Here is a 23,475-nt window from a genome sequence, read left to right on the forward strand (position 1 = left end):
TAGATAACGGATGAGATACCGTACAGACCCGCTCGACACAGACGAACCCTCCTGCACCCCGACACAACCAACAAGAGGAGGGCGGCGCCGGCGGAAGGGCTGAAAACGGACCCACCGCCGGCACCGCCGGCAGCGGGTGCACCGCCGGCACCGCCGGCAGCGGGTGCACCGCCGGCACCGCCCCGAGTGCCACCGGGACCGTCCCGTCCCCGGCCACCGGAGAATCCCGTCCCGCCGCGCGCCCAGGCACCGGATCGTATGACCGGCCCTCCGTCCCACGCGGCCCCGGCGCCACCACCGCGAGCGGTGCCTCAGGCGGAGTCGCGGGCAGTGCCTCGGGCGGAGTCGCGACCGGCACCTCCCGTCGGCGCGTCGCAGTCACCACCTCCTCGACAGAAACCGCCGGTCGTGGACGAACAGCCGACCGTCAAGATCGACGCGGTTCCTTCCGGGGACGACCGTCCGCCCATCGAGGACGACGCGAAGGCACACAACCCCGCGCTGCCCCGACCGGTGGGTAGTGGCACCCTCGGCCGTCTCGCTCAGAGCAAGCAACGCAAGCGGAAACGCCTCCGGTTCGCAGTGCGAGCGGCAGTGGCCTTCGTCTCGGTCCTGGCGCTGCTGGGCAACGGTGCGGTGTGGGGATACGTCCGTTCCACGGAGGCCGGCTTCTCCCAGATCGCCGCACTGGACACCGAATCGGACGACATCGTCGACCCGATCGGCCAGACGGGCGACGAGACCTACCTGATCGTGGGCACCGACACCCGCGCCGGCGCCAGCGGTGCGATCGGAGCCGGAACCGTCGACGACGCCGAGGGCGCTCGTGCCGACACCGTCATTCTCGTCAACATCCCCGCGGATCGCAGCCGCGTGGTCGCGGTGTCGTTTCCCCGCGATCTGGACGTGGAACGCCCGGTATGCCGCGGATGGGACAGCGCGACCGGCGACTACGATTCCGAACTGTATCCGGCCGCCGAAGGCGACAAGCTCAACGCGACGTACGCGCTCGGCGGGCCGAAGTGTCTGGTCAAGGTGATCCAGAAGATCTCCGGGTTGAAGATCGGTCATTTCGTGGGCATCGACTTCGCCGGCTTCGAATCCATGGTCGACGAGATCGGTGGGGTCGAGGTGTGTACCCCCATACCGTTGATCGACAACGAGCTCGGTCCCCTCATCGAGACACCCGGCACCCATACGCTCGACGGGAAACGCGCACTCGACTACGTCCGCGCCCGCAAGATCGATTCGGAGGGCAACAGCGACTACGGCCGGATCAGCCGACAGCAGAAGTTCCTGTCGTCGCTGCTGCGTTCGACATTGTCGAACAAGGTGTTGCTCGATCCCGGGAAGCTCAACGGGTTCATCGGCGCCTTCACCCGCGCTACCTTCGTCGAGAACGTCAACACCGAGTCGCTCGTCAAACTTGGGCGTTCGATGCAGAACGTCGAGGCCGGCGCGGTGTCCTTCCTCACCATCCCCACCGCCGGCACCAACGACTGGGGCAACGAGATTCCCCGGACGGACGACATCGAGGCGATCTTCACCGCCATCATCGACGACCTGCCCCTGCCGGGTGAGAAACGCGAGGACGTGCCGGAGGAGACCGCACCCGCACCCGCCGAACCTCTGCCGGCACAGCTCGCCGTCGATCCCTCGTCGGTGTCGGTGCAGGTCTCGAATGCCTCCGGTGTTTCCGGCCTGGCGAACCGGACCGCGGAAACCGTCGCCGCCTACGGTTTCCCCGTGTACTCGATCGGCAACTACGCCTCGGGCACGAGCACCCAGACCGTGATCCGCTTCGGTGCGGGGCAGGAAGCCGATGCCGCGACCGTCGCCTCGGCCTTCCCCGGGGCGGTCCTACAGGAAGCTCCCCCGTCCGCCCAGCTCGGCAGCATCGTGGAGATCGTCCTGGGCACCAGCTTCGACGGCACCGTTGTCGCTCCGACCCCGGCAGGCACACCGCTCGCCCCGATGAAGATCCAGACCCGGTCGGAGTCGTCGGTGGAGCTTCCCGCGGATCTCGCGATCACCAACGCCGCCGACGATCTGTGCACGTAGAGGCCACTGTTCGGCCGATGCCGTTCACCTGCGGTTCATACGATGCTCGCCGTTCGGACCGGTCGAGGTCGTAGGCTGTGCCATTATGCGCGTCGTCTACAACGAACAGATGGGCGAGCTCGGCGATCTCCTCGGGGAGATGGCCGGACTCGCCGGAACCGCGATGGAGCGGTCCACCAGAGCTCTTCTCGAAGCCGATCTCGCTCTCGCCGAGCAGGTGATCGACGAGCACGAGAAGATCACCGAACTCGGCGCGATCTGCGAGGAGAAGGCGTTCCAGCTTCTCGCGCTGCAGGGTCCGGTCGCCGGTGACCTGCGTGCCGTGGTCAGCGGGATCCAGATCGTGGCCGACATCGATCGCATGGGTGCGCTCGCACTGCACATCGCGAAGGCGACCCGCCGGCGTCACCCCAATCATGTGCTTCCGGACGAGGTGAAGGGGTACTTCGCCGAGATGGGACGGATCGCGGTGGCTCTCGGTGCCGCGACCCGCGAGATCCTCGAGACCCGCGATCCCGCCCGTGCCGCCCGCCTCCACCACGAGGACGAGGCGATGGACGACCTGCATCGTCACCTGTTCACCGTTCTCATGGACCGCGAATGGGAGCACGGCGTCGCCGCGGCCGTCGACGTCACCCTGCTCGGCCGCTACTACGAGCGCTTCGCCGATCACGCCGTCGAGGTGGGTCGCCGGGTGATCTTCCTCGTGACCGGCAAGCTCCCCACCGAGGAGGAGATCCGTCAGCTCGTCGAGAAGGTCGACAGCCTGACCGTCTACCCCGAGAGTCACTGACCTTCGAGTCACCGACCTTCCGAACCGACGAGACCCCGACCGGACGAATCCGGTCGGGGTCTCGCACGTCGGGGCAGGCTCAGCCGAAACGGCCCGAGATGTAGTCCTCGGTGGCCTTCTTGCTGGGATTGGAGAAGATCTTCTCGGTGTCGTCGATCTCCACCAGACCGCCGGGGCGGCCCGTCGCCTCGAGGTTGAAGAACGCCGTCTGGTCGCTCACGCGCGCAGCCTGCTGCATGTTGTGCGTGACGATGACGATGGTGAAGTCCTTCTTCAGCTCACCGATCAGGTCTTCGATGGCCAGCGTCGAGATCGGGTCGAGCGCCGAGCACGGTTCGTCCATGAGCAGCACGTCGGGCTGCACCGCGATCGCGCGGGCGATGCACAGACGCTGCTGCTGACCGCCGGACAGGCCGCCGCCCGGCTTGTCGAGGCGGTCCTTGACCTCGTTCCACAGGTTGGCGCCGCGCAGCGACTTCTCGGCGATCTCGTCGAGCGTCTTCTTGTCGCGCACACCCTGCAGCTTGAGGCCGGCCACGACATTGTCGCGGATCGACATCGTGGGGAACGGGTTGGGCCGCTGGAAGACCATGCCGATCGTCTTGCGGACGCCGACCGGGTCGACGTTCGGATCGTAGATGTCCTCACCGTCGAGGAGGACCGAGCCCTCGACATAGGCGCCGGGGGTCACCTCGTGCATGCGGTTGAGCGACCGCAGCACGGTGGACTTGCCGCAACCGGACGGGCCGATGAAGGCGGTCACGCTCCGCGGCGGCACGGACAGGGTCACGTCGGCCACGGCGTGGAACTTGCCGTAGTAGATGTTGACGTCCTTGAGGTCCAGACGTTTGGCCATTACCGGCTCCCTACTGGTGTATCGATGTGAGAAAAAGTCTGCGGACTACTTCTTGCCGACCTGCGAGTACCGGCTGATCAACTTGGCGGCGATGTTGAGGATCGCGATGACCAGGATCAGGGTGAGTGCGGCACCCCAGATGCGCTGCGAACCGGCGGCGGTGGGGTTGTTCATCTCGGCGACCATGACGCCCGGGAGGGTGCCCTGCTCGCCGCCGAACAGTCCGAAGTTGATGAAGGGCGCGTAGCCGACGAGGATCAGCAGCGGCGCCGTCTCACCCATGACGCGGGCGAGGGCGAGCATGATGCCGGTGATGATGCCGGCGAGCGAGGTGGGGAGCACGATGCGCGCGATGGTCTTCCATTTGGGCACACCGAGGGCGTAGGACGCCTCGCGCAGATCCTGCGGGACGATGCGGAGCATCTCCTCCGTGCTGCGCACGACCACCGGAACCATGAGCAGCACGAGCGAGAGCGAGACCGCGAAACCCGACTTCGGCATGCCGAAGGTCGACACCCACAGGGCGTAGATGAACAGCGCCGCGACGATCGAGGGGACACCGCTGAGGATGTCGACCATGAACGTCGTGATCCGGCCGAGCCGGGACTTGCCGGCGTACTCGACGAGGTAGATCGCCACGAAGACGCCGAGTGGGATCGAGATGATCGCACACACGAGTCCCTGCAGGAGGGTGCCGACCAGAGCGTGGTAGACGCCGCCGCCCATCGACGAGGACGTCAGTCCGCTCAGCGAGTGCGTGAACCAGGTCGGCGACACGAGCGCGGGAAGACCCTTGGCGACGACCGTGATCAGCACCCAGGCGAGCGGGATCAGCGCGACGACGACCGAGAGGGTGACGAGCACCGTGGCTGCGGTGTCCTTCGCGCGGCGACGTCCGCTGACACGCTGGAAGGCCGGGGTCTTGACCGGAGAGGTGAGCGTGGTGGTCGACATGGATCAGTCCTTCTTTCCTGCGACGATCATGCGCGCGGCGGCGTTGACCACGAAGGTGAGCACGAAGAGCACGAGGCCGGCGGCGATGTACGCACCCGCCTGGATGTCGTTGTTGAATTCGGCGTAGCCGAGCGCGATCTTGGATGCGATCGTCGCGCCGCCGTCGAACAGCGACCAGGAGAACGCCTGCGAGGTGGTGCGCAGGATGAGGTACAGCGCCATCGTCTCGCCGAGCGCGCGGCCGAGGCCGAGCATCGATCCGCTGATGTAGCCGGACTTGCCGAACGGGATGACGGTCGTCCGCACGACCTCCCAGCGGGTCGCTCCGAGCGCGAGAGCGCCTTCGATGTGGGCCACCGGGGTCTGGACGAACACCTCGCGGCTGACCGCGGCGATCGTCGGCAGGATCATCACGGCGAGGACGATGCCGGCGGTGAAGATCGTTCCGCCGCCCACGATGGAGCCGCTGCCTGTGGCGAACAGCGGGAACCAGCCGAGATCGGTGTTGAGCCATTCCGCCACGGGGCGCAGGAACGGGGCGAGGACGAGCATCCCCCACAGGCCGTAGACGATCGAGGGGACCGCGGCGAGCAGATCGATGACGTACGCCAGCGGTTTCCGGAGCCGATCGGGGCAGTAGGAGGTGAGGAAGATCGCGATGCCCAGAGCGACGGGCATGGCGAGGAACAGCGCGAAGAACGAGACGAGCACCGTCACCTGGAACAGATCGAGGACACCGAACGCCATGTCGGCGATGTCCTGCGTGATCCACTCGCGGCTGGTGAGGAAGTTGACCTGGTTGCGCTGCAGGGCCGGGACGGCGCGCCAGACCAGGAAGACCGCGATCGCGCCGATGATCACCGAGATCAGGACGGCGGAGCCCGATGCCAGTGAGCTGAAGATTCGGTCTCCCGGCCGCACGACGGTCTTGCGTGCCTGGTCCGGGGATGGGGATGGGGTGCTGATCGTGTCCTCCGTGATGCCGGTGACACCGCCCGTTCCTGAGCGGGTCGGTTCGTCGGCCGCGATGGGAACCGACGTGTTGTGCGCGTCACTCATGTGCGCTCGCAATCCTTCTCAGCGTATTCGTCAGGAACGGGCGGGTCGATGATCGCTCGGTCACTCGGGACCGGGCGATCTCGCGGTCATCCGGCGGCGATGGCGTCGATCGACTCGGTGAGGCGGCTCTTGAAGGCGTCGGGCAGCGGGACGTAGCCCTGCTCGGACAGACCTTCCTGGCCCTCGTTGGCAGCGGAGATCAGGAACGACTTGACGGCGGCCGCGGTGTCGGCATCGTAGCCGCCGGAGCACACGATCTCGTAGGTGGCCAGCACGAGCGGGTACGCACCTTCCTCGGTGCTGCCGAAGATCGACGACAGGTCGAGGGTGAGGTCGCCCTCGGAGGACGGCACGAACTCGGCACCCGCGATGGCCTTACCGGCGGTCTCCTCGTTCAGGTCGACCGGGCCGGAGCCGTTGTCGATCTTCGCGATGCTCAGGTTGTTCTGGTCCGCGAAGGACTTCTCGACGTAGGTGATCGAGTTGGGCGAACCGGAGACGGCCTGCGCGACACCCGCCGAGCCCTTCGCGCCCTCACCGACACCACCGGTGAAGTCGGAACCGGCCCCGCTGGTCCAGGCACCGTTCGAGGCGGTCTCCAGGTACTGCTGGAAGTTGTCCGTCGTGCCCGACGAGTCGGAGCGGACGATCGGGGTGATGTTCGCGTCCGGCAGCGCGGCACCCTCGTTGAGCGCAGCGATGGCCGGATCGTTCCACTTGGTGATCGAGCCGTTGAAGATCTTGGCGGCGGTCTCGGCGTCGAGCACGAGATCGTCGACACCCTCGACGTTGTAGGCCAGCGCGACCGGGCCGAAGACCAGGGGCAGGTTCCATGCCGGGTTTCCGGCGCAACGCTCGGCGGCCTGCGCTGCCTGCTCGTCCTTGATGGCCGAGTCCGAACCGGCGAAGTCGATCTGGTTCGCGATGAACTGCGTGCGGCCGTCACCCGAACCGGTGGGGTTGTACGCGATGTTGACGGTCGCGTCCTTCTCGGAGCACACGGCGATGTAGGTGGAGACGAACTGGTCCATCGCGTTCTTCTGCGCCGACGAGCCCGCACCCGAGAGGTTGGACTTGCCGTCGCAGGCCGCGGCGGACGCGGACGCGTCGACGTCTACCGATCCGGCGTTGTTGTCGCTACCGCACGCAGCGAGCGTGAGGGCTCCCGCGGCCACAACACCGAGCAGGGCGCCATTGCGCTTGAGGTTCACCTGTTCTCCTCCGGAAGTAACTTCACACGACCGCGGCGCCGAACGGCGGCGGCATCGTGGCGCGGGCCGTGCCGGCGCCGGGTCGGCAGTACTCGACCCGTTAGAGAAGGTAGGAGGAATCGGTGGACACTCGGACGACCGTAGGTTAACGCGGGATGAACACGCCGGATACACCTGGCGATGGTGTTGCGACCATCACTCGAACTTCACCCGGATCCGGTGTGTCGGGTGGGCGGTGTTCACCTTCGTGGGGAACGGAGGTGTTCACTTCCGGGCGTAGGCGACATCCACGTGGAACCGCTCGAAGCCGAGCTTGCCGTAGGTGTTCAGCGCTGCGGTGTTGTCGCCTTCGACGTAGAGCAGGACTCCGGGCAGACCGCGATCGCGGAGGTAGTGCAGACCCGCGAGGGTGAGCAGGCGACCGAGCCCACGGCCCTGGGCGGACGGGTCGATGCCCACCACGTAGACCTCGCCGAGCTCCGGGTCGGATGCGGTGGCCGGGTGCACCTTGGTCCAGTGGAAGCCGAGCAGTCGATCGTGCTCGGCGGGGTCGAACGCGAGGAACAGACCTTCGGGATCGAACCACGACTCGCGTCGGCGTTCCTCCACGTCGGCGGCCGTCCAGCGGCCCTGTTCGGGATGCCATTCGAACGCCGCGGCATTGACACGGAGCAGTTCGGCGTCGTCTTCCGGGCCGCCGTAGGTGCGCAACTGCACCGACTCGGGGACCTCGAGGGCGGGAAGGTCGTCCTCGGTGAGGGGGCGACGCAACTGGAGGAGTTCGCGCACTCCCGTCAGACCGAGATGTCGCGCCACCGCCTGCGCGGCAGGCAGATCGCCGTGCGCCCAGACACGGGTGCCGTCGCCACCTTCGGCGAGTGCACGTCCGACGAGTTCGCGGCCCAGTCCACGGCCGCGCCGCGACGGGTCGACGACGATCTCCGCCATCGCGGGATGGCCGTCCTGGGCAGGCACGACGTTCGCGTAGCCGGTCACGGCACCGTCGCCCGCGAGCGCGACGAGATGCCGGGCCGAGCCTTCCCGGCCGAGGGAATGTACCGCCTGTTCGGAGATCGGCGCGGTGCCGTCGGCCTGTGTTGCCCGGGACAACACGGCGCGCACGGCTTCGGCCTGCTCGGCGGACGGGAGGTCGACGAATTCCGTATCGGTGCTCACGGAACGAATTGTGCCCCGGAGTCCCCTGCGCCGGTGTCCCCCGCGCCGGAAGGCGGGATCCGCGGGTCGTCGAGAAGCGTGCCGTCCACATCGTCGTCGTCGACGTCGGGAGTGACAGTGCCGCCCTTGCCGGCCCTGGTGGACGGACGCACCGCCTTGTAGCCGACGTTGCGGACGGTTCCGATCAGCGCTTCGTGCTCGGGGCCGAGCTTCGCGCGCAGGCGCCGGACGTGGACGTCGACGGTGCGGGTGCCACCGAAGAAGTCGTACCCCCAGACCTCCTGCAGCAGCTGGGCGCGGGTGAACACCCGGCCCGCGTGCTGGGCGAGGTACTTGAGGAGCTCGAACTCCTTGTACGTGAGGTCGAGCGGACGTCCGCGCAGGCGGGCGGTGTAGGTGCCCTCGTCGATGGTGAGTTCGCCGAGGGTGATCTTGCCCGTGTTCTCCGGCCCCACCGCGACTCCCGAGCGGCCGATCAGCAGCCGCAGGCGTGCATCGAGCTCGGCCGGTCCCGTGGTGGACAGCAGGATGTCGTCGAGTCCCCATTCGGGGTTGACGGCCACGAGTCCGCCCTCGGTGAGCACAGCGACGACCGGCACGGCCGAGCCGGTACTGCCCAGCAACCGGCACAGCCCTCGCGCTGCCGCGAGATCGGTGCGGGCATCGACGATCGCGATGTCCGCGGAACCTGCTTCGAGCAGCGACGATACTTCTGTGGGAGCCGGCCTGACCGAATGCGGGAGCAGCGTGAGGGACGGCAGGACCGCATCCGGATTCGGGTCGGAGGTCAGAAGGAGCAGCTCCACCGGGCCTCCAGTTCTTCGCGCGACCAGCGCGGATAGGGGTCGTCAACGTCGTGCAACAGGGTAACGCCCCGATTGTTACCGCTATGTAAGCACGACAATTCCGTGAACGGCCTCCGAGCGGACGGGCCCGGTCCGGCCTCCGGCGCATCCGACACAATGGTGGGCGTGCGCAAACTGATCTTCGGTCTCGTAGTCCTGCTCGGACTCGCGGTCCTCGCCGATTTCGGCGCGGCGGCGTGGTCGGAATACCGCGTCTCGCGTGCGCTGCGGGAGGGTGGCGTTCTCGAATCCGATCCGGCGGTGACCATCCACGGGTTCCCCTTCCTCCTCCAGGCCCGCAACGGTCACTACGAGAACGTCGAGATCGTGGCCGACAACGTCCACACCGATCTGCTCGGGGACATCACCGTCGAGGCCAATCTGATCGGTGCGCACGCCGAGGCCGGCGAACTGCTCGACGGGTCGATCCGGACCGTGCCCGTCGACCTGCTGTACGGCCGGGTCATGCTCGACGCCACCGAACTAGGACAGCTCTACGGCATCCCCGACCTGCAGGTTTCCGCTCCGCCGGCGAACAAGTCCGACGGCACGGGCGGATCCGGTGGCTCCGGGCCGACGACGGCCGGCGGGGTCGTCCTCACCGGAACGGTGCCCGTCGGACCGGTGGAGGCCACGGTCAGCGTCCAGGCCGATCTGGTGCTCGACGGCGACCGCGTCCACATCGTCGCGTCGGATCTCTACTTCGGCCCCGAGGGACGCGCCGATTTCTCGGTGCCCGACATCCTGAAGCCGGCGGTGCTGGGACTGTTCACGACGACGATCGAACCGCAGAATCTGCCGTTCGGAGTCCGGCCCACCTTCGTCGAGGCGCGCGGCTCCCGGATCGTCATCGAAGGTGAGGCCCGCGACGCCGTCATCGATCTGCAGGAGGTGCAGAGCCCGGCATGATCGCAGTGATCGTCCTCATGGTCGTGACAGTCGCCACACTGGTGGTGGGCACGGCCCTGCGCACCCGTTCCGGCAGACTCCGCGCCATCGGCGTCGCCGCACCGGCCGGGACCCACGAACTCGATCCCGCGCTCGCCACGGCAGGAATCGGGGACGGTGTTCCGGTGGTCCTGCACTTCTCCGCACCCTGGTGCGGACCGTGTGCGGCGGTGCGGCGTGTCGTCGTGCAGGTTCTGGACCGCGCCGGCGGCCCGGCCCGCGAGGTCGAGCTCGATTTCGACGAAAATCCCGCCCTGGCACGGAAACTCGGAGTCCTCTCGCTGCCCACCACGTTCGTCTTCGACGGCGACGGGCGCGAGCGGTTCCGCGCGTCCGGCGTTCCGACGGCCGACGACCTGCGCACAGCACTCGCGTCGTTGTGATCCCGGGGGTCCCCCAACCACGGTGACGTGGGTTAAACTCCCTCGCGTGCAGAACCGCCACGAGCTGATGCTCACCCGACGCCGCGCAGTCGATCTGTGCCGCCTCGGTGGCTGTTGTTGTCCCTGCTGAACGTGTCGGCGGGTTCGTCCCGACGCTGCGGCTGACGCCGCTTCCACCGATACGTCGCCCCGCGGTAGTACGTCGCCTCCGCCCAGCGAATCAGAATCCAGCAGGAGCTTCTCCATGTCCGTATCCACTTCCGGCACGCCCGGACGGCAGGTCGACGTGCGCGGCCCCCGATTCGCGGCGTGGATCACGACCGGCGTCCTCGTCGTCGTCCTGATCGTCGCCGCCTTCTCTCCCGTCGCTGCATCCGTACTCCTGGCCCTGCAGACGATCGTGTTCGCTCTCGGAGCGGCACTCGGCCCGCGACGCAGCCCGTACGGTGCACTGTTCGCGCGGCTCGTCGCTCCCCGCCTCGGTGCTCCGATCGAGACCGAGCCGGTGGAGCCGCTGCGGTTCGCGCAGCTCGTCGGATTCGTCTTCGCCCTCGTCGGAACCGTCGCGTTCTTCGCCGGCGCGACCGTCGTGGGCTCGGTGGCGGCCGGCTTCGCGCTGTTCGCGGCACTGCTCAACGCCGCCTTCGGCGTGTGTCTCGGCTGCCGGATCCACCCGCTGGTCGCTCGGATGCGTCGCGTGCCCGCCTGACCGGCGGTCACCGGACTCGACACCCTCACCTCCACCGGCACGGAGCCCGCCCGGGTTCCGGTCCCGCAAACCTCCCGATTCCCTCACCGAAAGGAACACCCATGGCTCGCTCCGATGTCCTGGTCTCCGCCGACTGGGCAGAGCAGAACCTCCACGCGCCGAAGACCGTTTTCGTCGAGGTCGACGAGGACACCAGCGCCTACGACGGTGGCCACATCGAAGGTGCCGTCAAGCTCGACTGGCGCAAGGACCTGCAGGACGGCGTCCGCCGCGACTTCCTGAACCGCGAGCAGTTCTCCGAGCTCCTCTCGCGCAAGGGCATCGCGAACGACGACACGGTCGTGCTGTACGGCGGAAACAACAACTGGTTCGCGGCGTACGCCTACTGGTACTTCACGCTGTACGGCCACCAGGACGTCAAGCTCGTCGACGGCGGCCGCAAGAAGTGGGAGCTCGACGGCCGTCCGCTGTCGAAGGACGAGGTCACCCGTCCGGCCACCGAATACAAGGCCGCCGAGCCCGACTACTCCATCCGCGCCTTCCGCGACGAGGTCATCGATTCGATCGGCACCAAGAACATCGTCGACGTGCGTTCGCCCGACGAGTTCTCCGGCAAGATCCTCGCTCCGGCCCACCTGCCGCAGGAGCAGGCGCAGCAGCGCGGCCACGTCCCCGGTGCCATCAACATCCCGTGGAGCACCACCGCCAACGAGGACGGCACCTTCAAGTCCGACGAGGAACTCGAGAAGCTGTACGCCGAGAAGGGCTTCGACGACAGCAAGGAGACCATCGCCTACTGCCGTATCGGTGAGCGCTCGAGCCACACCTGGTTCGTGCTGCAGGAGATCCTCGGCAAGCAGAATGTGAAGAACTACGACGGCAGCTGGGTCGAGTACGGCTCGCTCGTCGGCGCCCCGATCGAACTGGAGGTCAACTGAACATGTGTGGAGCACCCGTCCAGACCCAGACCCTGCCCGCCGGCGTGGACACCGAGAAGGAGACGGTCATCACCGGCCGCGTCCTGAACGCCGACGGTGAGCCCGTGGGCGGCGCGTTCGTGCGCCTGCTCGACGGCACCGACGAGTTCACGGCCGAGGTCGTCGCTTCGGCGACCGGCGACTTCCGTTTCTTCGCCGCTCCCGGCGACTGGAAGATCCGCGCTCTGTCGAGCTCCGGCAACGGCACCTCCACCGTGAGCCCCACCGCTCCCGGCGTGCACAACGTCGATGTGACGGTCGCGAAGTAGCACGACCGGAACACTCACGAAGGGCTCTGCTCCATCAGGAGCGGAGCCCTTCGTCGTACCGGAAGAGCCGCCGTCTAGAATGACCGCGTGGTCATCTTCTTCGAAATCCTGCTGGTCGCCGCAGCGCTGCTCATCACCTGGTTTGCGCTCTACACCATCTACCGTGTCGTCTCCGACGGATCGTGACGAACGGCGGATCGGACGGTACGCGGCGTAGCGGCGACGAGGCGATCGCCCGCGCCGCCGAACGCGCTCGCGTCACCGCCGAGCTGAACATCCCCGTCCTGTCCGGGCTCCCGGGCGCCGAGGACACCGCGAACCTGCGGCTCGGCCCCGACCTGAACCCCGCCCTCCTCGCCGTCCTGCCGCTGGTCGGGGTGTGGCGCGGCGAGGGCGAAGCCAACGATCCCGAGACCGGCGACTACCCGTTCGGTCAGCAGATCACCGTCGCGCACAACGGCGGCCCGTATCTCGTGTGGGAGGCGCGTTCGTGGCGTCTCGACGAATCGGGTGCCTACGCGGGCGAGGATCGGCGCGAGAGCGGCTTCTGGCGTGTGTCCGGAACGGGCGCACCCGACAGCGACGATCCCGAGACGCTCGAACTGCTGCTGACGCACAGCTCCGGCGTCGTCGAGCTGTTCTACGGCACCGCCCTCACGCAGTCCTCGTGGGAGCTGGCGACCGACGTGGTGATCCGCACCAAGTCCGGTGAGGTCGTCGGCGGAGCGAAGCGCCTCTACGGCATCGTCGAGGGTGGCGATCTCGCCTACGTCGAGGAGCGCGTCACCGCCGACGGCGAGCTGAAGCCCCGGATGTCCGCCCGCTTGTCACGCCATATCGGCTGATCGAGCCTCTTCCCTCCGACCGGGCCGACCGGGCCTGATCCCCGACGGGGCGGCCCGGCCCGCTCCTGTCAGTCGTCCTTCAGGGCCGTCGTGCCCTGGTTTTCCCGTGCATGCGCGCCGCTCCCCCGCGCTCCGAGCGCCTCGAGTTCGTCCGCGTGTACCTTCGCGATGCCGGCATCCTCGGCATCGGTTCCGTCGTCCCCGCTCTCGTCGGGGATGGCCCGCGTCCGGACGACGACCTCGGGGGCCGGTAGTTCCTCGGCCGCCTCGAGGTCTTCGGCGGACCGCACCTCCGGCCACTGCCGGGTGACCGGTTCCGGCCGTTCGCCGAGGTCCTCACGGATACCGCGCACGAGGCTGTACATCATGACGAAGCCCATCACGAAGAACGGCAGACCCACCACGGTGATGACCTGCTGAAGTGCGTCCAGGCCGTCCTTGCCGGTCGCGACGAGCATGGTCGCGGCGACCAGGCCCATGAGCACCGCCCAGAACAGACGCTGGTGGATGGGCGCCTTCTCCTCGTGGCCGGAGGCCATCATGTCGAGCACCATGGCGGTCGAGTCCACCGAGGTCACGAAGAAGATCACCACCAGGATGATCGCGATCCCCGAGACCAGTCCGGTGAGCGGGAAGTTTCCGAGGAACTCGAACAGCGCACCCGGGATGTCGCCGTCGTCCACGACCCGTTCGACGAGACCGCCGTTGCCCTCGAGTTCGATGTGGAACGAGCCCATCCCGAAGATGCTGAACCAGATCACCGAGAACAGCACGGGCAGACCGAGGACACCGCCGACGAACTCGCGGATGGTCCGGCCTCGGGAGATGCGGGCGATGAAGATACCGACGAAAGGCGACCACGTGATGGTCCACGCCCAGTAGAAGACCGTCCAGGTGTTCTGCCAGCCGGAGTCGGCGAAGGTGTCGGTCCAGAACGCCAGTCGCGGCAGGGCCTCGGCGTAGATGCCGGCCGATTCGATCATGCCTTCGAGCAGGAACAGGCTCGGACCGGTGACGAGCACGAAGACCAGCAGCATCACGGCCATGCCGATGTTGATGTTGGACAGACGTTTGATGCCCTTGTCGAGACCGAGAGCCACCGAGATACCGGCCATCACCGTCACGACCGCGATGAGCGCGATCTGGATGATCCCGGATTCCTGAATGTCGAACAGCTGCGCGAGACCGGCGTTGATCTGCAGGGTGCCCAGGCCGACCGAGGTCGCGACCCCGAAGATCGTACCGATGATCGCCACGACGTCGATGGTCTTGCCGATGGGACCGTAGATACGGCCCCCGAGCAGGGGCGCGAAGATCGAGCTGACGCGCGGCGGCAGGTGCCGTTTGTAGATGAAGTAGCCGAAGCCCAGGCCGGGCAACGCGAAGATGGTCCAGGTGTGCAGCCCGAAATGGTAGAGCGCGAAGCCCATGGCCTCTTCCGCAGCTTCCACCGACTGCGGCTCGACGTCCTGCATGGGTGGGTTCGCGAAGTGCGAGATCGGTTCTGCCACGCCCCAGAACATGAGAATGGTGCCGATACCGGCTGCGAACAACATGGCGAACCACGCCAGGGTCGAGTGCTCCGGCCGTTCGTCGTCACCGCCGAGCCGGACCCGGCCGTAGTGAGTGAAGGCGATTCCGACGAGGAACAGCAGGAAGGTCGTGACGCCCAGGATGTAGAACCATCCGAGATTCGTCATGATCCAGCTGGACGCAGTACTGAAGATCGAGTCGACGCTGTCGGTGAAGGCGATCGTCACTACGACGAAGAGCAGCGCGATGATCGCGGACGAGAAGAAAATCCCCGGTGACGTGCGTAATTTCAACGAATCGTGAGCTTTTTGAAGTACCGGCACCCCCTCGGGGTACCCACAACGGATGATCTTGCACACCCGGAATGCCGACCTCGCCCGAGACGCGGACAGCCCCCGAGCCGCACCGCCGGACGGATCTCTTTCGCATCTCGGCGGTCCCGATCGGACGGACCGGGAACTCGGGGGCCGGGTGACTACCTGGGATTCGCCAGCCGCACGCGGTCGGTGAATTCCGTCGTCGGCAAGCAGCTAGCGGGTAGCCACCTCACGCGTCCGAATATCATTCACTTCCAGACCACCTCCTTCCTCGTGTACCTGCGAAATTACGCCTCGCCCGGGGAGCTGTGCAACGGATTTTTCTCGACGCGAACGACCAGGTCGGCGGCCGTGTCCGCGGGTAGGCGGTGGGTGACCACCACGACGCTGCGTTCGGGGCCGACCAGACACGCATCCCGGTCCAGGAGGAGCCGCTGCAGCCGCTCCGCGCTCTCGTCGTCGAGATGCTCCGTGGGTTCGTCGAGCAACAGGATCCGCGTGGGCGACAGCAGGGCCCGGGCCAGCAGGATACGACGGCGTTGTCCACCGGAGACCGTGCGGGCCCCGGCTCCGAGAACGGTGTGGACGCCCTGCGGGAGTCCGTCCACCCACTCCCCCAGCCCCACCGCCCCGAGGGCGGCCGACGCCTCGGTCTCGTCCACGTCACCCCGCGCCACGCGCAGGTTCTCGAGGATCGACGTGTCGAACAGGTGGGCGTCCTCCGCGAAGAACCCGATCTGCCGGCGCACCGCACCGGGATCGATGTCCGCGAGGTCGACACCGTCGAGGGTCACCGTGCCCTGGCGTGGGTCGAGCAACCCCGCGAGTGTCATGAGCACGGTGGTCTTGCCGCTGCCGCTGCCGCCCACGATCGCGACGCGACAACCCGGCCGCACGTCGAGGTCGACCGGTTCGGTGGCCGGTCCGCCGGGCCATCCACCTCGTAGCCCCTCCGCACGCAGCCGGCCGGGGCCGTGGGCCGGTGCGGTGCCGTGCGGGACCGTCCGATCGGCGCGGTCGAGCAGATCAGTGATACGACGGGCTGCCAGGCGTGCTCGGTTGAGGGTCTGCGCGGCGGCCGGCAGTGCGGCGGTGGCCTCGAACGCCGACAGGGGCAGCAGGACGAGGACGCCGAGTGTCGTCGGGCTCATGGCCGCGGGTCCGGAACCGAAGACCGTGATGCCGACGAGAAGGGCACCGAGCACGCTCGCCCCCACGGCGAGGGGTGCGGCGGCGTCGGCGAACGCGGCGGGGACCGCCGACCGGTCGGTGGCGCGGACGGAGGCGACGTTCGCGGCGCGGGCCCGCCGGGTGAGCGGATCCAGCCGTCCCGCGACCCGCAGTTCCGCCGCGTGGTCCAGCACCGTGACCGCGTCCTCGGTGAACCGGGTGCGGGCCGCGTTCGCATCGGCGTCCGCGCGTGCGGCCGCGCGTGCCGACAGCCACGGCGCGAGCAGCCCGGCGACGAGCAGAGCCACCGCGAGCACCGCACCGGCGGCGGGCGCGATGACGGCGACGGTCGCGACCGCCGCGAGGGAGAGCACGGACGCGACGGCGATGGGCACGAGTGCGCGCACCACGACGTCACCGAGGGCGTCGACGTCGGCGCCGGTGCGAGCGAGCAGATCGCCGCGACCGAGGCCCAGGGCAGCGGCCGGATCGCCGTCCGCGAGTCGCCGATAGAGATTCGCCCGGGCCGACGTCGTGCCGCGCAGAGCGGTCTCGTGCGTCGCCAGACGTTCGAAGTAGCGGAACAACCCGCGGGAGATGCCCAGTGCCCGTACCGCGACGACCGCGACGGTCAGGTCGAGGACGGGGGGCATCTCCCACGCGCGCACGATCAGCCACGCCGACAGGCCGGCGAGCAGCAGCGCGCTGCCGAGGGTCGCGACACCGGCGAGGACGGCGAGCAGCACCCGGCGCGGTTCGAGTTCGAGCAGGGCCATCGCGCGGCGCAGGTCCTTCATCGGGATTCCTCCGCGGCCCTCATCGGGTCACCTCCGTGATCGGTGCCGCGTGGACGGTGACGACCTCGTCCGCGATGGCGAGCAGGGTGGGGCGGTGCGCGACCACCACCACCGTCCGCCCGGCCGCGGCGAGACCGCGCAGTGTGTGGAGCACGGTGGCCTCGGTGTCTTCGTCGAGGTGGGCGGTCGGTTCGTCGAGCAGCAGCACCGGACGCGAGGAGGCGAGGGTGCGGGTGAGCGCCAGCCGCTGCCGTTGGCCGAGCGACAGACCTGTGCCGCCCGCCCCGACGACGGTCTCCCAGCCGTCCGGGAGTTCGGCGAGCACGCTGTCGAAACCGGTGGCCGCACAGACGTCGTCGAGGTCGGTGGTGTCCGGGTCGACACCGGTGAGCCGAAGATTGCCGGCGAGGGTGCCCGGCAGCAGCACCGGTCGTTGCGGGAGCCACGCCACCTGCGACCACCAGCCCTCGTCGCCCACGACGGGCCGGCCGTCGACGGTCACGGCCCCTTCGCTCGGCTGGGCGAGACCGAGCAGCGCCAGCAGAGCCGTGGACTTGCCCGCCCCGTTGGCACCGGTGAGCGCGGTGATCTTCCCGGGACGGCAGACCGCGTCGAGTCGGTGCGGGGCGTTCCCGCCGCGTCCGGGGACGCTCATGCCGTCGAAGACGATCTCGCACATCTCCGCTCGGCCGGTGCCGATCGTTCTCGCGGACTCGCCTCGCGGGTGCACCTCGCCCGGAGCCGAGTCGAGCACGGCGAACGCCTTGTCGGCCGCGGCCATCCCGTCCTCGGCGGCGTGGAACTTGTTGCCGACGGTCCGCAGTGGGAGGTAGGCCTCTGGCGCGAGGATCAACGCGATGATGCCGGCTTCGAGGGGCATCGATCCGTAGACCAACCGCATACCGATACTCACGGCGACCAGCGCGACCGACAGCGTGGCAAGGAATTCCAGCACCGTTCCGGACAGGAAAGCCACGCGCAGAGCCGACATCGTGGTCGCGCGGTGCTCGTCGCCGAGTTCGCGCACGCGATCGGCGGGCCCCTTCTCGCGCCCGAGTGCGCGCAGTGTCGGGAGTCCCGCGAGCAGGTCGAGCAGTTGCGACGAGAGGGTGGTCATCGCGCGCAGGGTGCGGTCGGCCTTGCCCTTGGTGAGCAGGCCGATGAGGATCATGAAGATCGGGATCAGCGGGAGAGTGACCACGACGATGATCGCCGAGGTGAGGTCGTGCACGGCGATCACGACGATCGTCACCGGCGTGAGGATCACCGCCAGCACCAGGGCCGGCAGGTAGCCGGTGAGATAGTCCTTCAGTCCGTCGAGCCCGCGGGTGAGGACCACCGCGATCTCGTCGCGTCGCGGATCGAGTGCTCGCGGAGGCAGATTCGCTGCGGCATCGAGGACGTCGTGCTCGAGTCCGGCGACCACGCGGGTCGCGGAACGGTGCGCGTACCGCGACTGCAACCACGTCACCGCGACCCGCACGACGATCGCCGCGGAGAGGATCACCAGTTCGGTCGTCCAGTCGGCGATCGACCGGGCGTCGGTGGTGATGACACCTGCGAGCACCCGGCCGATCATGAGCGCGGTGACGACGACCATCACGACATCGACCACCGAGGTGGCCACCGTCAGGACGAGATATCCGCGAGCCGCGGCCGAGTAGCGCCACAACCGCGGGTCCACCGGTCCCCGCCGGCGCGCGGAGGCGTCGGCAGGGACGGAGGAGTGCGTCGTCGTCACTTCGAGCCGATCTTCAATCCGATCGAGTGCGGGATGTGGTCGGTGGACAGACGCCGGCGGAACACCCAGTACGTCCAGCCCTGGTAGGCCAGGACGACCGGAGTCATGAACGCTGCGGCCCACGTCATGACCTTCAGTGTGTACGGGCTCGACGAAGCGTTCTCGATCGTGAGCGACCACGCCGGGTCGAGCGTCGAGGGCATCACGTTCGGGAACAGCGACGCGAACAGCAGGACCACGGTCGCGGCGATCGCCACGGTGGTGAACACGAACGCCCAGCCCTCACGCTCGGCGACGGTCAGCGCGACCACCGCGAGCAGGGAGACCGCCGCGACGGCGACGAGGGCGATCGTCCAGCCCTTGCCGTAGGCGAGCTGTGTCCACACCACGAACGTGCCGGCCACGAGGACCGCGGGCACGGCCAGCTTCCGCGACAGCGCCACGGCGTCGGTCCGGACCTCGCCTTCGGTCTTGAGCGCGATGAAGACCGCACCGTGCAGGGCGAAGACGAGCGCCGTCGTCGCCCCGCCGAGCAGGGCGTACGGATTCAGCAGGTCGAAGAAGCCGCCGATGTACTGCTTGTCGGCGTCGATCGCCACGCCGCGCACGATGTTCGCGAACGCCACGCCCCACAGCACTGCGGGGACCCACGAGCCGAAGATGATCCCCCAGTCGCAGCGGCGACGCCAGGCCGGGTCGTCGATCTTGCCGCGCCATTCGATGGCGCATACCCGCACGATCAGGGCGAGCAGGATCAGCAGCAGCGGGAGATAGAAACCGGAGAAGAGGGTCGCGTACCACTCCGGGAACGCCGCGAACAGCGCACCGCCCGCGGTGATGAGCCAGACCTCGTTGCCGTCCCAGACCGGACCGATCGTGTTGAGCAGCACCCGGCGCCTGGTGTCGGCCTCGGCGGTCCTGCCGCGCCCGAGCACCGGGAAGTGCATGCCGACACCGAAGTCGAACCCCTCGAGGACGAAGTAGCCGGTGAACAGCACTGCGATGAGGATGAACCAGATTTCTTGAAGTCCCATGTCCGCCCACTCCTAGTACGCGAAGGACAGCTGTGTCGGCTGCGTGTCGTCTGTGTCGTCGCCGGAACCCGGCGGCTGGGCGTCGTGTTCCTGCGGACCCTCCATCGCGTACTTGCGGATGAGCCAGAACCATACGACTCCGAGTGCCGCGTAGACGAGGGTGAAGGCGATCAGCGAGGTGAGCACCGTGCCGGCGGCGTGATCGGAGACGCCCTGGTCGACGGTGAGCCGGATCATGTCCACGCCTGTCGGGTTGGGGTGCACCACCCAGGGCTGCCGGCCCATCTCGGTGAAGATCCAGCCCGCGCTGTTCGCCAGGAAGGGGGTGGGGATCGCGATCAGCGACAGCCACGAGAACCATTTCTGATCGGGTACCCGGCCTCGGCGGGTGACCCACAGCCCGGCCAGGGCCAGGGCCGCGGAACCGGCGGCCAGGCCGATCATCGCGCGGAACGACCAGTAGGTGACGAACAGGTTGGGCTTGTAGTTACCGGGGCCGAACTGCTCCTCGTACTGCGCCTGCAGATCCTCGACGCCCTGCAGCGTCACGCCCGAGAATTCACCCTGGGCGAGGTAGGAGAGGACGATCGGCACGTCGAGGACGTGGACGACGCCGTCGCAGTCGTTGTGCGTGCCGACGGTGAGGATCGAGAAATTGGGGTCGGTCTCGGTATGGCACAGCGATTCGGCCGAGGCCATCTTCATCGGCTGCTGCTCGAACATGAGCTTGGCCTGGACGTCGCCGGTGACGAACAGCCCGATGCCGGAGATGATCATCACCATCAGCCCGAGGCGGGTCGCGGGGCGGAACAGTCCGCGGGCGTCGTCCTCGAGCTTCTGTGCCTCTTCGGGTTCCGAGGCGCGGATCGCGGCGGCGCGTCGCATGTTGCGGACCATCCACCAGCCGCCGATGCCTGCGACGAAGGTTGCGGCGGTGAGGAATCCGCCGGCGACCGCGTGGGGGAAGGCCGCGAGCGCGGTGTTGTTGGTGAGCAGTTCCCAGATGCTCGTCAGCTCGGCGCGTCCGGTCTCGGGGTTGTAGACCGCCCCGACCGGGTGCTGCATGAACGAGTTCGCCGCGATGATGAAGTAGGCGGAGGCGTTCACGCCGATCGCGACGAGCCAGATGGTCGCGAGGTGTACGAGTTTCGGCAGCCGTGTCCAGCCGAAGATCCACAGGCCGAGGAAGGTCGACTCCATGAAGAAGGCGACGAGGCCTTCGAGGGCGAGGGGTGCGCCGAAGACGTCGCCGACGAAGCGGGAGTACTCGCTCCAGTTCATGCCGAACTGGAATTCCTGCACGATGCCGGTCGCGACACCGAGCGCGAAGTTGATCAGGAACATCTTCCCGAAGAACTTCGTGAGGCGGTACCAGTGGTCCTTGCCGGTGACCACCCACATCGTCTGCATGATCGCGACGAGCGGCGCGAGGCCGATCGTCAACGGCACGAGGATGAAGTGATACACCGTCGTGATCCCGAACTGCCACCGGGACAGATCCAAGACGTCCATTGCCACTCCGAGGTGAGGCCCGGGTCGGTACGGGAATCCGAGCGTGGGCCGACGCTGCGGTTCTCGTTCGCACAATCATGCCGGTAGCACTTCTCCCGGCCTTGTTACTACCGAATGTAGTAGCGATTGCGGACAGTGGAACACGTTCGTGTCACCCGACACATCGGACACACGTCACATCGGAGGTGGAACAGCGCAGCGGACACCCGCCGCCACTCACCCGGCGGCGTCGACCGCCTCGTTCACTTGGCGGCGTCGACCGCCTTGCTCACGAGACCCTCGATCTCGCCCTCCTGCACACGTGACACCAGCGCGTGCCCGTTGAGAGTGTGCACACGCACCGCGAGAGCCACGCTCGAGATCAGCCAGACCCCGTCGGCGACGACGAGATCCGCCGGGCGCAACGGCTCGTACCGGACCGCGAAATCCTGTTCACCGGCCAGATCGAACAGCGCCTGCTGCGTGGTACCGGGGAGGATCCCCTGCTCCGGCGGCGGTGTGACCAGCGTCCGTCCGCGCGCGACGAGCACGGTCGAACGCGGACCTTCGAGCACAGAACCCTCGGCGCTGACGAAGATCACGTCGTCCGCCCCGACCGCCTCGGCGTGGCGCAGCGCCGCCATGTTCGTCGCGTACGACAACGTCTTGGCGCCGAGAAGTTGCCACGGCGCCTTCTGCGCGAGGTCTGTCGAGTAACCCCGCTCCAGGGTCACCACCGACACACCGTCGCGCCGGACCGTGGCGACACGTTCGGCCACCGGCGTCACGAGCAGGAAGGCCGTCGGGGTGTCGCCGCCCTCGCGACCACGCGTGTAGACCAGCCGCAGGACACCCTCCCGCTCCGCGCCCCACTGTTCGAGGGCCACATCGACGGCCAGCCGCCAGTCGTCGCGATCGGGCTCGGGCAGCTGCACGGAGGCCGCGGACGCCACGAGGCGGGCAAGGTGCAGTTCGAGCGCACACGCCCGACCGCCTCGCACGAGCAACGTCTCGAACACCCCGTCGCCACGAAGAACACCGAAATCGTCGGCGTGCAGAAGGGGTGCGTCCGCATCCCTCACCTCGCCGTCCAGCGTCACCAGCACCCGCTCAGCCATGGGGCTCAGCCTAGCCACTGGCAGACCTGCCGGCCGGTTCCCCATAGACTGGTGTCGTGACCGAGTCTCCGATCGTGTCCGAAAGCGCCCTTCTCGCACTTCCCGGCGCAGTCGCCTCGCCCTCCGGTGGGCCCGATGCCGGACTTCCCTGGCATTACGGCGACCCGCTCGGCGAACAGCGTGCCGCGTCCACTGCAGCCGCGGTGGTCGATCGTTCCACCCGCTTCGTCATCGCCGTCCCCGGCGATGAACGCCTGAGCTGGCTGCACACCATCACCAGCCAGCACATCGCCTCGCTCCCCGCGGGTTCCTCCGCCGAGAACCTCAGCCTCGATGCGAACGGCCGCGTCGAACACCATTTCGTGCAGACCGACCTCGACGGCGTGACGTGGATCGACACCGAAGCCGATCGCGGACCCGATCTGCTCGCCTTCCTGAAGAAGATGGTGTTCTGGGCGAAGGCCGAACCCCGCGACGGCAACGAACTCGCGATGCTGAGCCTGCTCGGGCCGGAGTCCGGAAGCCCGGCCGTGCTGTCCGCGCTGGGCATCGACTCGTTGCCGACCGAGCCCTACGCGGCCGTCGCTCTGCCCTCCGGCGGGTTCGTGCGCCGGATGCCGTGGCCCACCGAGCACTCCTTCGACCTTCTGGTGCCGCGTGAGTCGCTCACCGCGACCTTCACCGCGCTGCGAGACGCAGGCGCACGCCCCGCCGGCAGCTGGGCCTTCGACGCTCTGCGCGTCGAAGCGGTCCGTCCCCGCATCGGTGTCGACACCGACGAACGCACCATCCCGCACGAGGCCCGCTGGATCGGTGGCCCCGACCAGTACGGCGCCGTCCACCTCGACAAGGGGTGCTACCGCGGCCAGGAGACCGTCGCGCGCGTCCACAATCTCGGTAAGCCCCCGCGACACCTCGTCCTGATCCATCTCGACGGCTCGGCCGACGGACGACCGGAGACGGGCGACGACATCACGGCGGGAGGCCGCACGGTCGGGCGGATCGGCACGATCGTCGACCACCACGAACTCGGGCCGATCGCGCTCGCGCTCGTCAAGCGCACCATCACGCCCGACACGGCGCTCGTCGCGGGGCCGTGCGCGGCATCCATCGACCCCGACTCCATCCCGCCCGACGACGGCATCCAGGCAGGAAGGGCGGCGGTCGAGCGATTGCGCGGCCGGTGAC

Annotated in this window: 23 protein-coding genes; 11 read left to right on the forward strand and 12 right to left on the reverse strand. The window is 68.1% G+C overall.

Annotated features, from left to right (window positions below):
- Positions 1-258 precede the first annotated feature (258 nt).
- Positions 259-2,061 (forward strand): LCP family protein, encoded by a 1,803-nt coding sequence (locus A8G18_RS15295; RefSeq protein ID WP_064064543.1) that lies wholly within the window; start codon positions 259-261, stop codon positions 2,059-2,061.
- A gap of 85 nt (positions 2,062-2,146) precedes the next feature.
- Positions 2,147-2,854, forward strand: a complete 708-nt coding sequence (phoU, locus tag A8G18_RS15300) for a phosphate signaling complex protein PhoU (protein ID WP_016932743.1) — start codon at positions 2,147-2,149, stop codon at positions 2,852-2,854.
- A gap of 79 nt (positions 2,855-2,933) precedes the next feature.
- On the opposite strand, the gene pstB is transcribed toward phoU, so the two are convergent.
- The 6 genes from pstB to A8G18_RS15330 form a co-directional block, all read right to left on the reverse strand.
- Positions 2,934-3,710, reverse strand: a complete 777-nt coding sequence (pstB, locus tag A8G18_RS15305; RefSeq protein ID WP_016932744.1) for a phosphate ABC transporter ATP-binding protein PstB — start codon at positions 3,708-3,710, stop codon at positions 2,934-2,936.
- Between the two features lie 45 nt (positions 3,711-3,755).
- Positions 3,756-4,664 carry a phosphate ABC transporter permease PstA gene (pstA, locus tag A8G18_RS15310; protein ID WP_064064544.1) on the reverse strand — a complete coding sequence of 303 codons (909 nt, stop codon included), beginning with the start codon at positions 4,662-4,664 and terminating at the stop codon, positions 3,756-3,758.
- A gap of 3 nt (positions 4,665-4,667) precedes the next feature.
- On the reverse strand, positions 4,668-5,723 hold the full coding sequence (gene pstC / locus A8G18_RS15315; protein ID WP_016932746.1) for a phosphate ABC transporter permease subunit PstC: 1,056 nt from the start codon (positions 5,721-5,723) through the stop codon (positions 4,668-4,670).
- An 86-nt stretch (positions 5,724-5,809) separates the two neighbouring features.
- Positions 5,810-6,934 carry a phosphate ABC transporter substrate-binding protein PstS gene (gene pstS / locus A8G18_RS15320; protein ID WP_064064545.1) on the reverse strand — a complete coding sequence of 375 codons (1,125 nt, stop codon included), beginning with the start codon at positions 6,932-6,934 and terminating at the stop codon, positions 5,810-5,812.
- A 264-nt stretch (positions 6,935-7,198) separates the two neighbouring features.
- Entirely contained in the window at positions 7,199-8,110 is a 912-nt protein-coding gene (gene mshD / locus A8G18_RS15325; RefSeq protein WP_064064546.1) for a mycothiol synthase, read from the reverse strand.
- Positions 8,107-8,916: a winged helix-turn-helix transcriptional regulator gene (locus tag A8G18_RS15330; RefSeq protein WP_064064547.1), complete on the reverse strand. Its 810-nt coding sequence runs from the start codon at positions 8,914-8,916 to the stop codon at positions 8,107-8,109. Before A8G18_RS15330 ends, mshD begins: the two co-directional genes overlap by 4 nt.
- Before the next feature lie 165 nt (positions 8,917-9,081).
- Between A8G18_RS15330 and A8G18_RS15335 the strand changes: the two genes are divergently transcribed.
- The 7 genes from A8G18_RS15335 (at position 9,082) to A8G18_RS15360 (ending at position 13,086) form a co-directional block, all read left to right on the forward strand.
- Entirely contained in the window at positions 9,082-9,864 is a 783-nt protein-coding gene (locus tag A8G18_RS15335; RefSeq protein WP_026002977.1) for an LmeA family phospholipid-binding protein, read from the forward strand.
- Entirely contained in the window at positions 9,861-10,286 is a 426-nt protein-coding gene (locus tag A8G18_RS15340; protein ID WP_064064548.1) for a thioredoxin family protein, read from the forward strand. The genes A8G18_RS15335 and A8G18_RS15340 overlap by 4 nt, the downstream gene beginning before the upstream one ends.
- 46 nt (positions 10,287-10,332) lie before the next feature.
- Positions 10,333-10,416, forward strand: a complete 84-nt coding sequence (locus A8G18_RS23680; protein ID WP_363887211.1) for a putative leader peptide — start codon at positions 10,333-10,335, stop codon at positions 10,414-10,416.
- A 114-nt stretch (positions 10,417-10,530) separates the two neighbouring features.
- On the forward strand, positions 10,531-10,995 hold the full coding sequence (locus tag A8G18_RS15345; protein WP_016932752.1) for a DUF4395 domain-containing protein: 465 nt from the start codon (positions 10,531-10,533) through the stop codon (positions 10,993-10,995).
- Positions 10,996-11,096: 101 nt separating this feature from the next.
- Positions 11,097-11,933, forward strand: coding sequence for a sulfurtransferase (locus A8G18_RS15350; RefSeq protein ID WP_016932753.1), 837 nt, complete (start codon positions 11,097-11,099; stop codon positions 11,931-11,933).
- A 2-nt stretch (positions 11,934-11,935) separates the two neighbouring features.
- Positions 11,936-12,241 (forward strand): DUF1416 domain-containing protein, encoded by a 306-nt coding sequence (locus A8G18_RS15355; protein ID WP_006551801.1) that lies wholly within the window; start codon positions 11,936-11,938, stop codon positions 12,239-12,241.
- Positions 12,242-12,423: 182 nt separating this feature from the next.
- Positions 12,424-13,086, forward strand: a complete 663-nt coding sequence (locus A8G18_RS15360; RefSeq protein ID WP_064064549.1) for a heme-binding beta-barrel domain-containing protein — start codon at positions 12,424-12,426, stop codon at positions 13,084-13,086.
- Between the two features lie 68 nt (positions 13,087-13,154).
- On the opposite strand, the gene A8G18_RS15365 is transcribed toward A8G18_RS15360, so the two are convergent.
- On the reverse strand, positions 13,155-14,846 hold the full coding sequence (locus tag A8G18_RS15365; RefSeq protein ID WP_245207893.1) for a BCCT family transporter: 1,692 nt from the start codon (positions 14,844-14,846) through the stop codon (positions 13,155-13,157).
- Between A8G18_RS15365 and A8G18_RS23440 the strand changes: the two genes are divergently transcribed.
- The gene (locus A8G18_RS23440; protein ID WP_245207894.1) at positions 14,785-14,922 is read left to right on the forward strand and encodes a hypothetical protein; all 138 of its coding nucleotides are present in this window, start codon (positions 14,785-14,787) and stop codon (positions 14,920-14,922) included. The genes A8G18_RS15365 and A8G18_RS23440 overlap by 62 nt on opposite strands.
- A gap of 301 nt (positions 14,923-15,223) precedes the next feature.
- Here A8G18_RS23440 and cydC read toward each other — a convergent pair whose 3' ends face one another.
- The 5 genes from cydC to A8G18_RS15390 all read right to left on the reverse strand — a co-directional run bounded on the left by cydC (position 15,224) and on the right by A8G18_RS15390 (position 22,287).
- Positions 15,224-16,903: a thiol reductant ABC exporter subunit CydC gene (gene cydC, locus A8G18_RS15370; protein WP_064064550.1), complete on the reverse strand. Its 1,680-nt coding sequence runs from the start codon at positions 16,901-16,903 to the stop codon at positions 15,224-15,226.
- A 19-nt stretch (positions 16,904-16,922) separates the two neighbouring features.
- Positions 16,923-18,644 carry a thiol reductant ABC exporter subunit CydD gene (gene cydD, locus A8G18_RS15375; protein WP_064064551.1) on the reverse strand — a complete coding sequence of 574 codons (1,722 nt, stop codon included), beginning with the start codon at positions 18,642-18,644 and terminating at the stop codon, positions 16,923-16,925.
- The gene (cydB, locus tag A8G18_RS15380; protein ID WP_064064552.1) at positions 18,641-19,678 is read right to left on the reverse strand and encodes a cytochrome d ubiquinol oxidase subunit II; all 1,038 of its coding nucleotides are present in this window, start codon (positions 19,676-19,678) and stop codon (positions 18,641-18,643) included. Before cydB ends, cydD begins: the two co-directional genes overlap by 4 nt.
- 12 nt (positions 19,679-19,690) lie before the next feature.
- Entirely contained in the window at positions 19,691-21,190 is a 1,500-nt protein-coding gene (locus tag A8G18_RS15385; protein WP_064064553.1) for a cytochrome ubiquinol oxidase subunit I, read from the reverse strand.
- 242 nt (positions 21,191-21,432) lie between these two features.
- Complete coding sequence (locus A8G18_RS15390) at positions 21,433-22,287, reverse strand: aminodeoxychorismate lyase (RefSeq protein ID WP_016932856.1); 855 nt, start codon at positions 22,285-22,287, stop codon at positions 21,433-21,435.
- A 56-nt stretch (positions 22,288-22,343) separates the two neighbouring features.
- Between A8G18_RS15390 and ygfZ the strand changes: the two genes are divergently transcribed.
- Positions 22,344-23,474: a CAF17-like 4Fe-4S cluster assembly/insertion protein YgfZ gene (gene ygfZ / locus A8G18_RS15395; protein ID WP_064064554.1), complete on the forward strand. Its 1,131-nt coding sequence runs from the start codon at positions 22,344-22,346 to the stop codon at positions 23,472-23,474.
- Position 23,475: the final 1 nt, after the last annotated feature.

This window comes from Rhodococcus gordoniae (assembly GCF_001646655.1).
Lineage (GTDB): Bacteria > Actinomycetota > Actinomycetes > Mycobacteriales > Mycobacteriaceae > Rhodococcus > Rhodococcus gordoniae.

Coding starts and splice junctions, on each gene's coding strand:
- A8G18_RS15295 (WP_064064543.1), top strand. CDS start 259: ATGACCGGCCCTCCGTCCCACGCGGCCCCGGCGCCACCACCGCGAGCG.
- pstB (WP_016932744.1), bottom strand. CDS start 3,710: ATGGCCAAACGTCTGGACCTCAAGGACGTCAACATCTACTACGGCAAG.
- phoU (WP_016932743.1), top strand. CDS start 2,147: ATGCGCGTCGTCTACAACGAACAGATGGGCGAGCTCGGCGATCTCCTC.
- pstC (WP_016932746.1), bottom strand. CDS start 5,723: ATGAGTGACGCGCACAACACGTCGGTTCCCATCGCGGCCGACGAACCG.
- A8G18_RS15390 (WP_016932856.1), bottom strand. CDS start 22,287: ATGGCTGAGCGGGTGCTGGTGACGCTGGACGGCGAGGTGAGGGATGCG.
- pstA (WP_064064544.1), bottom strand. CDS start 4,664: ATGTCGACCACCACGCTCACCTCTCCGGTCAAGACCCCGGCCTTCCAG.
- A8G18_RS15355 (WP_006551801.1), top strand. CDS start 11,936: ATGTGTGGAGCACCCGTCCAGACCCAGACCCTGCCCGCCGGCGTGGAC.
- cydC (WP_064064550.1), bottom strand. CDS start 16,903: ATGAAGGACCTGCGCCGCGCGATGGCCCTGCTCGAACTCGAACCGCGC.
- A8G18_RS15345 (WP_016932752.1), top strand. CDS start 10,531: ATGTCCGTATCCACTTCCGGCACGCCCGGACGGCAGGTCGACGTGCGC.
- A8G18_RS15350 (WP_016932753.1), top strand. CDS start 11,097: ATGGCTCGCTCCGATGTCCTGGTCTCCGCCGACTGGGCAGAGCAGAAC.
- cydB (WP_064064552.1), bottom strand. CDS start 19,678: ATGGGACTTCAAGAAATCTGGTTCATCCTCATCGCAGTGCTGTTCACC.
- A8G18_RS15385 (WP_064064553.1), bottom strand. CDS start 21,190: ATGGACGTCTTGGATCTGTCCCGGTGGCAGTTCGGGATCACGACGGTG.
- A8G18_RS23440 (WP_245207894.1), top strand. CDS start 14,785: ATGATCCAGCTGGACGCAGTACTGAAGATCGAGTCGACGCTGTCGGTG.
- A8G18_RS15340 (WP_064064548.1), top strand. CDS start 9,861: ATGATCGCAGTGATCGTCCTCATGGTCGTGACAGTCGCCACACTGGTG.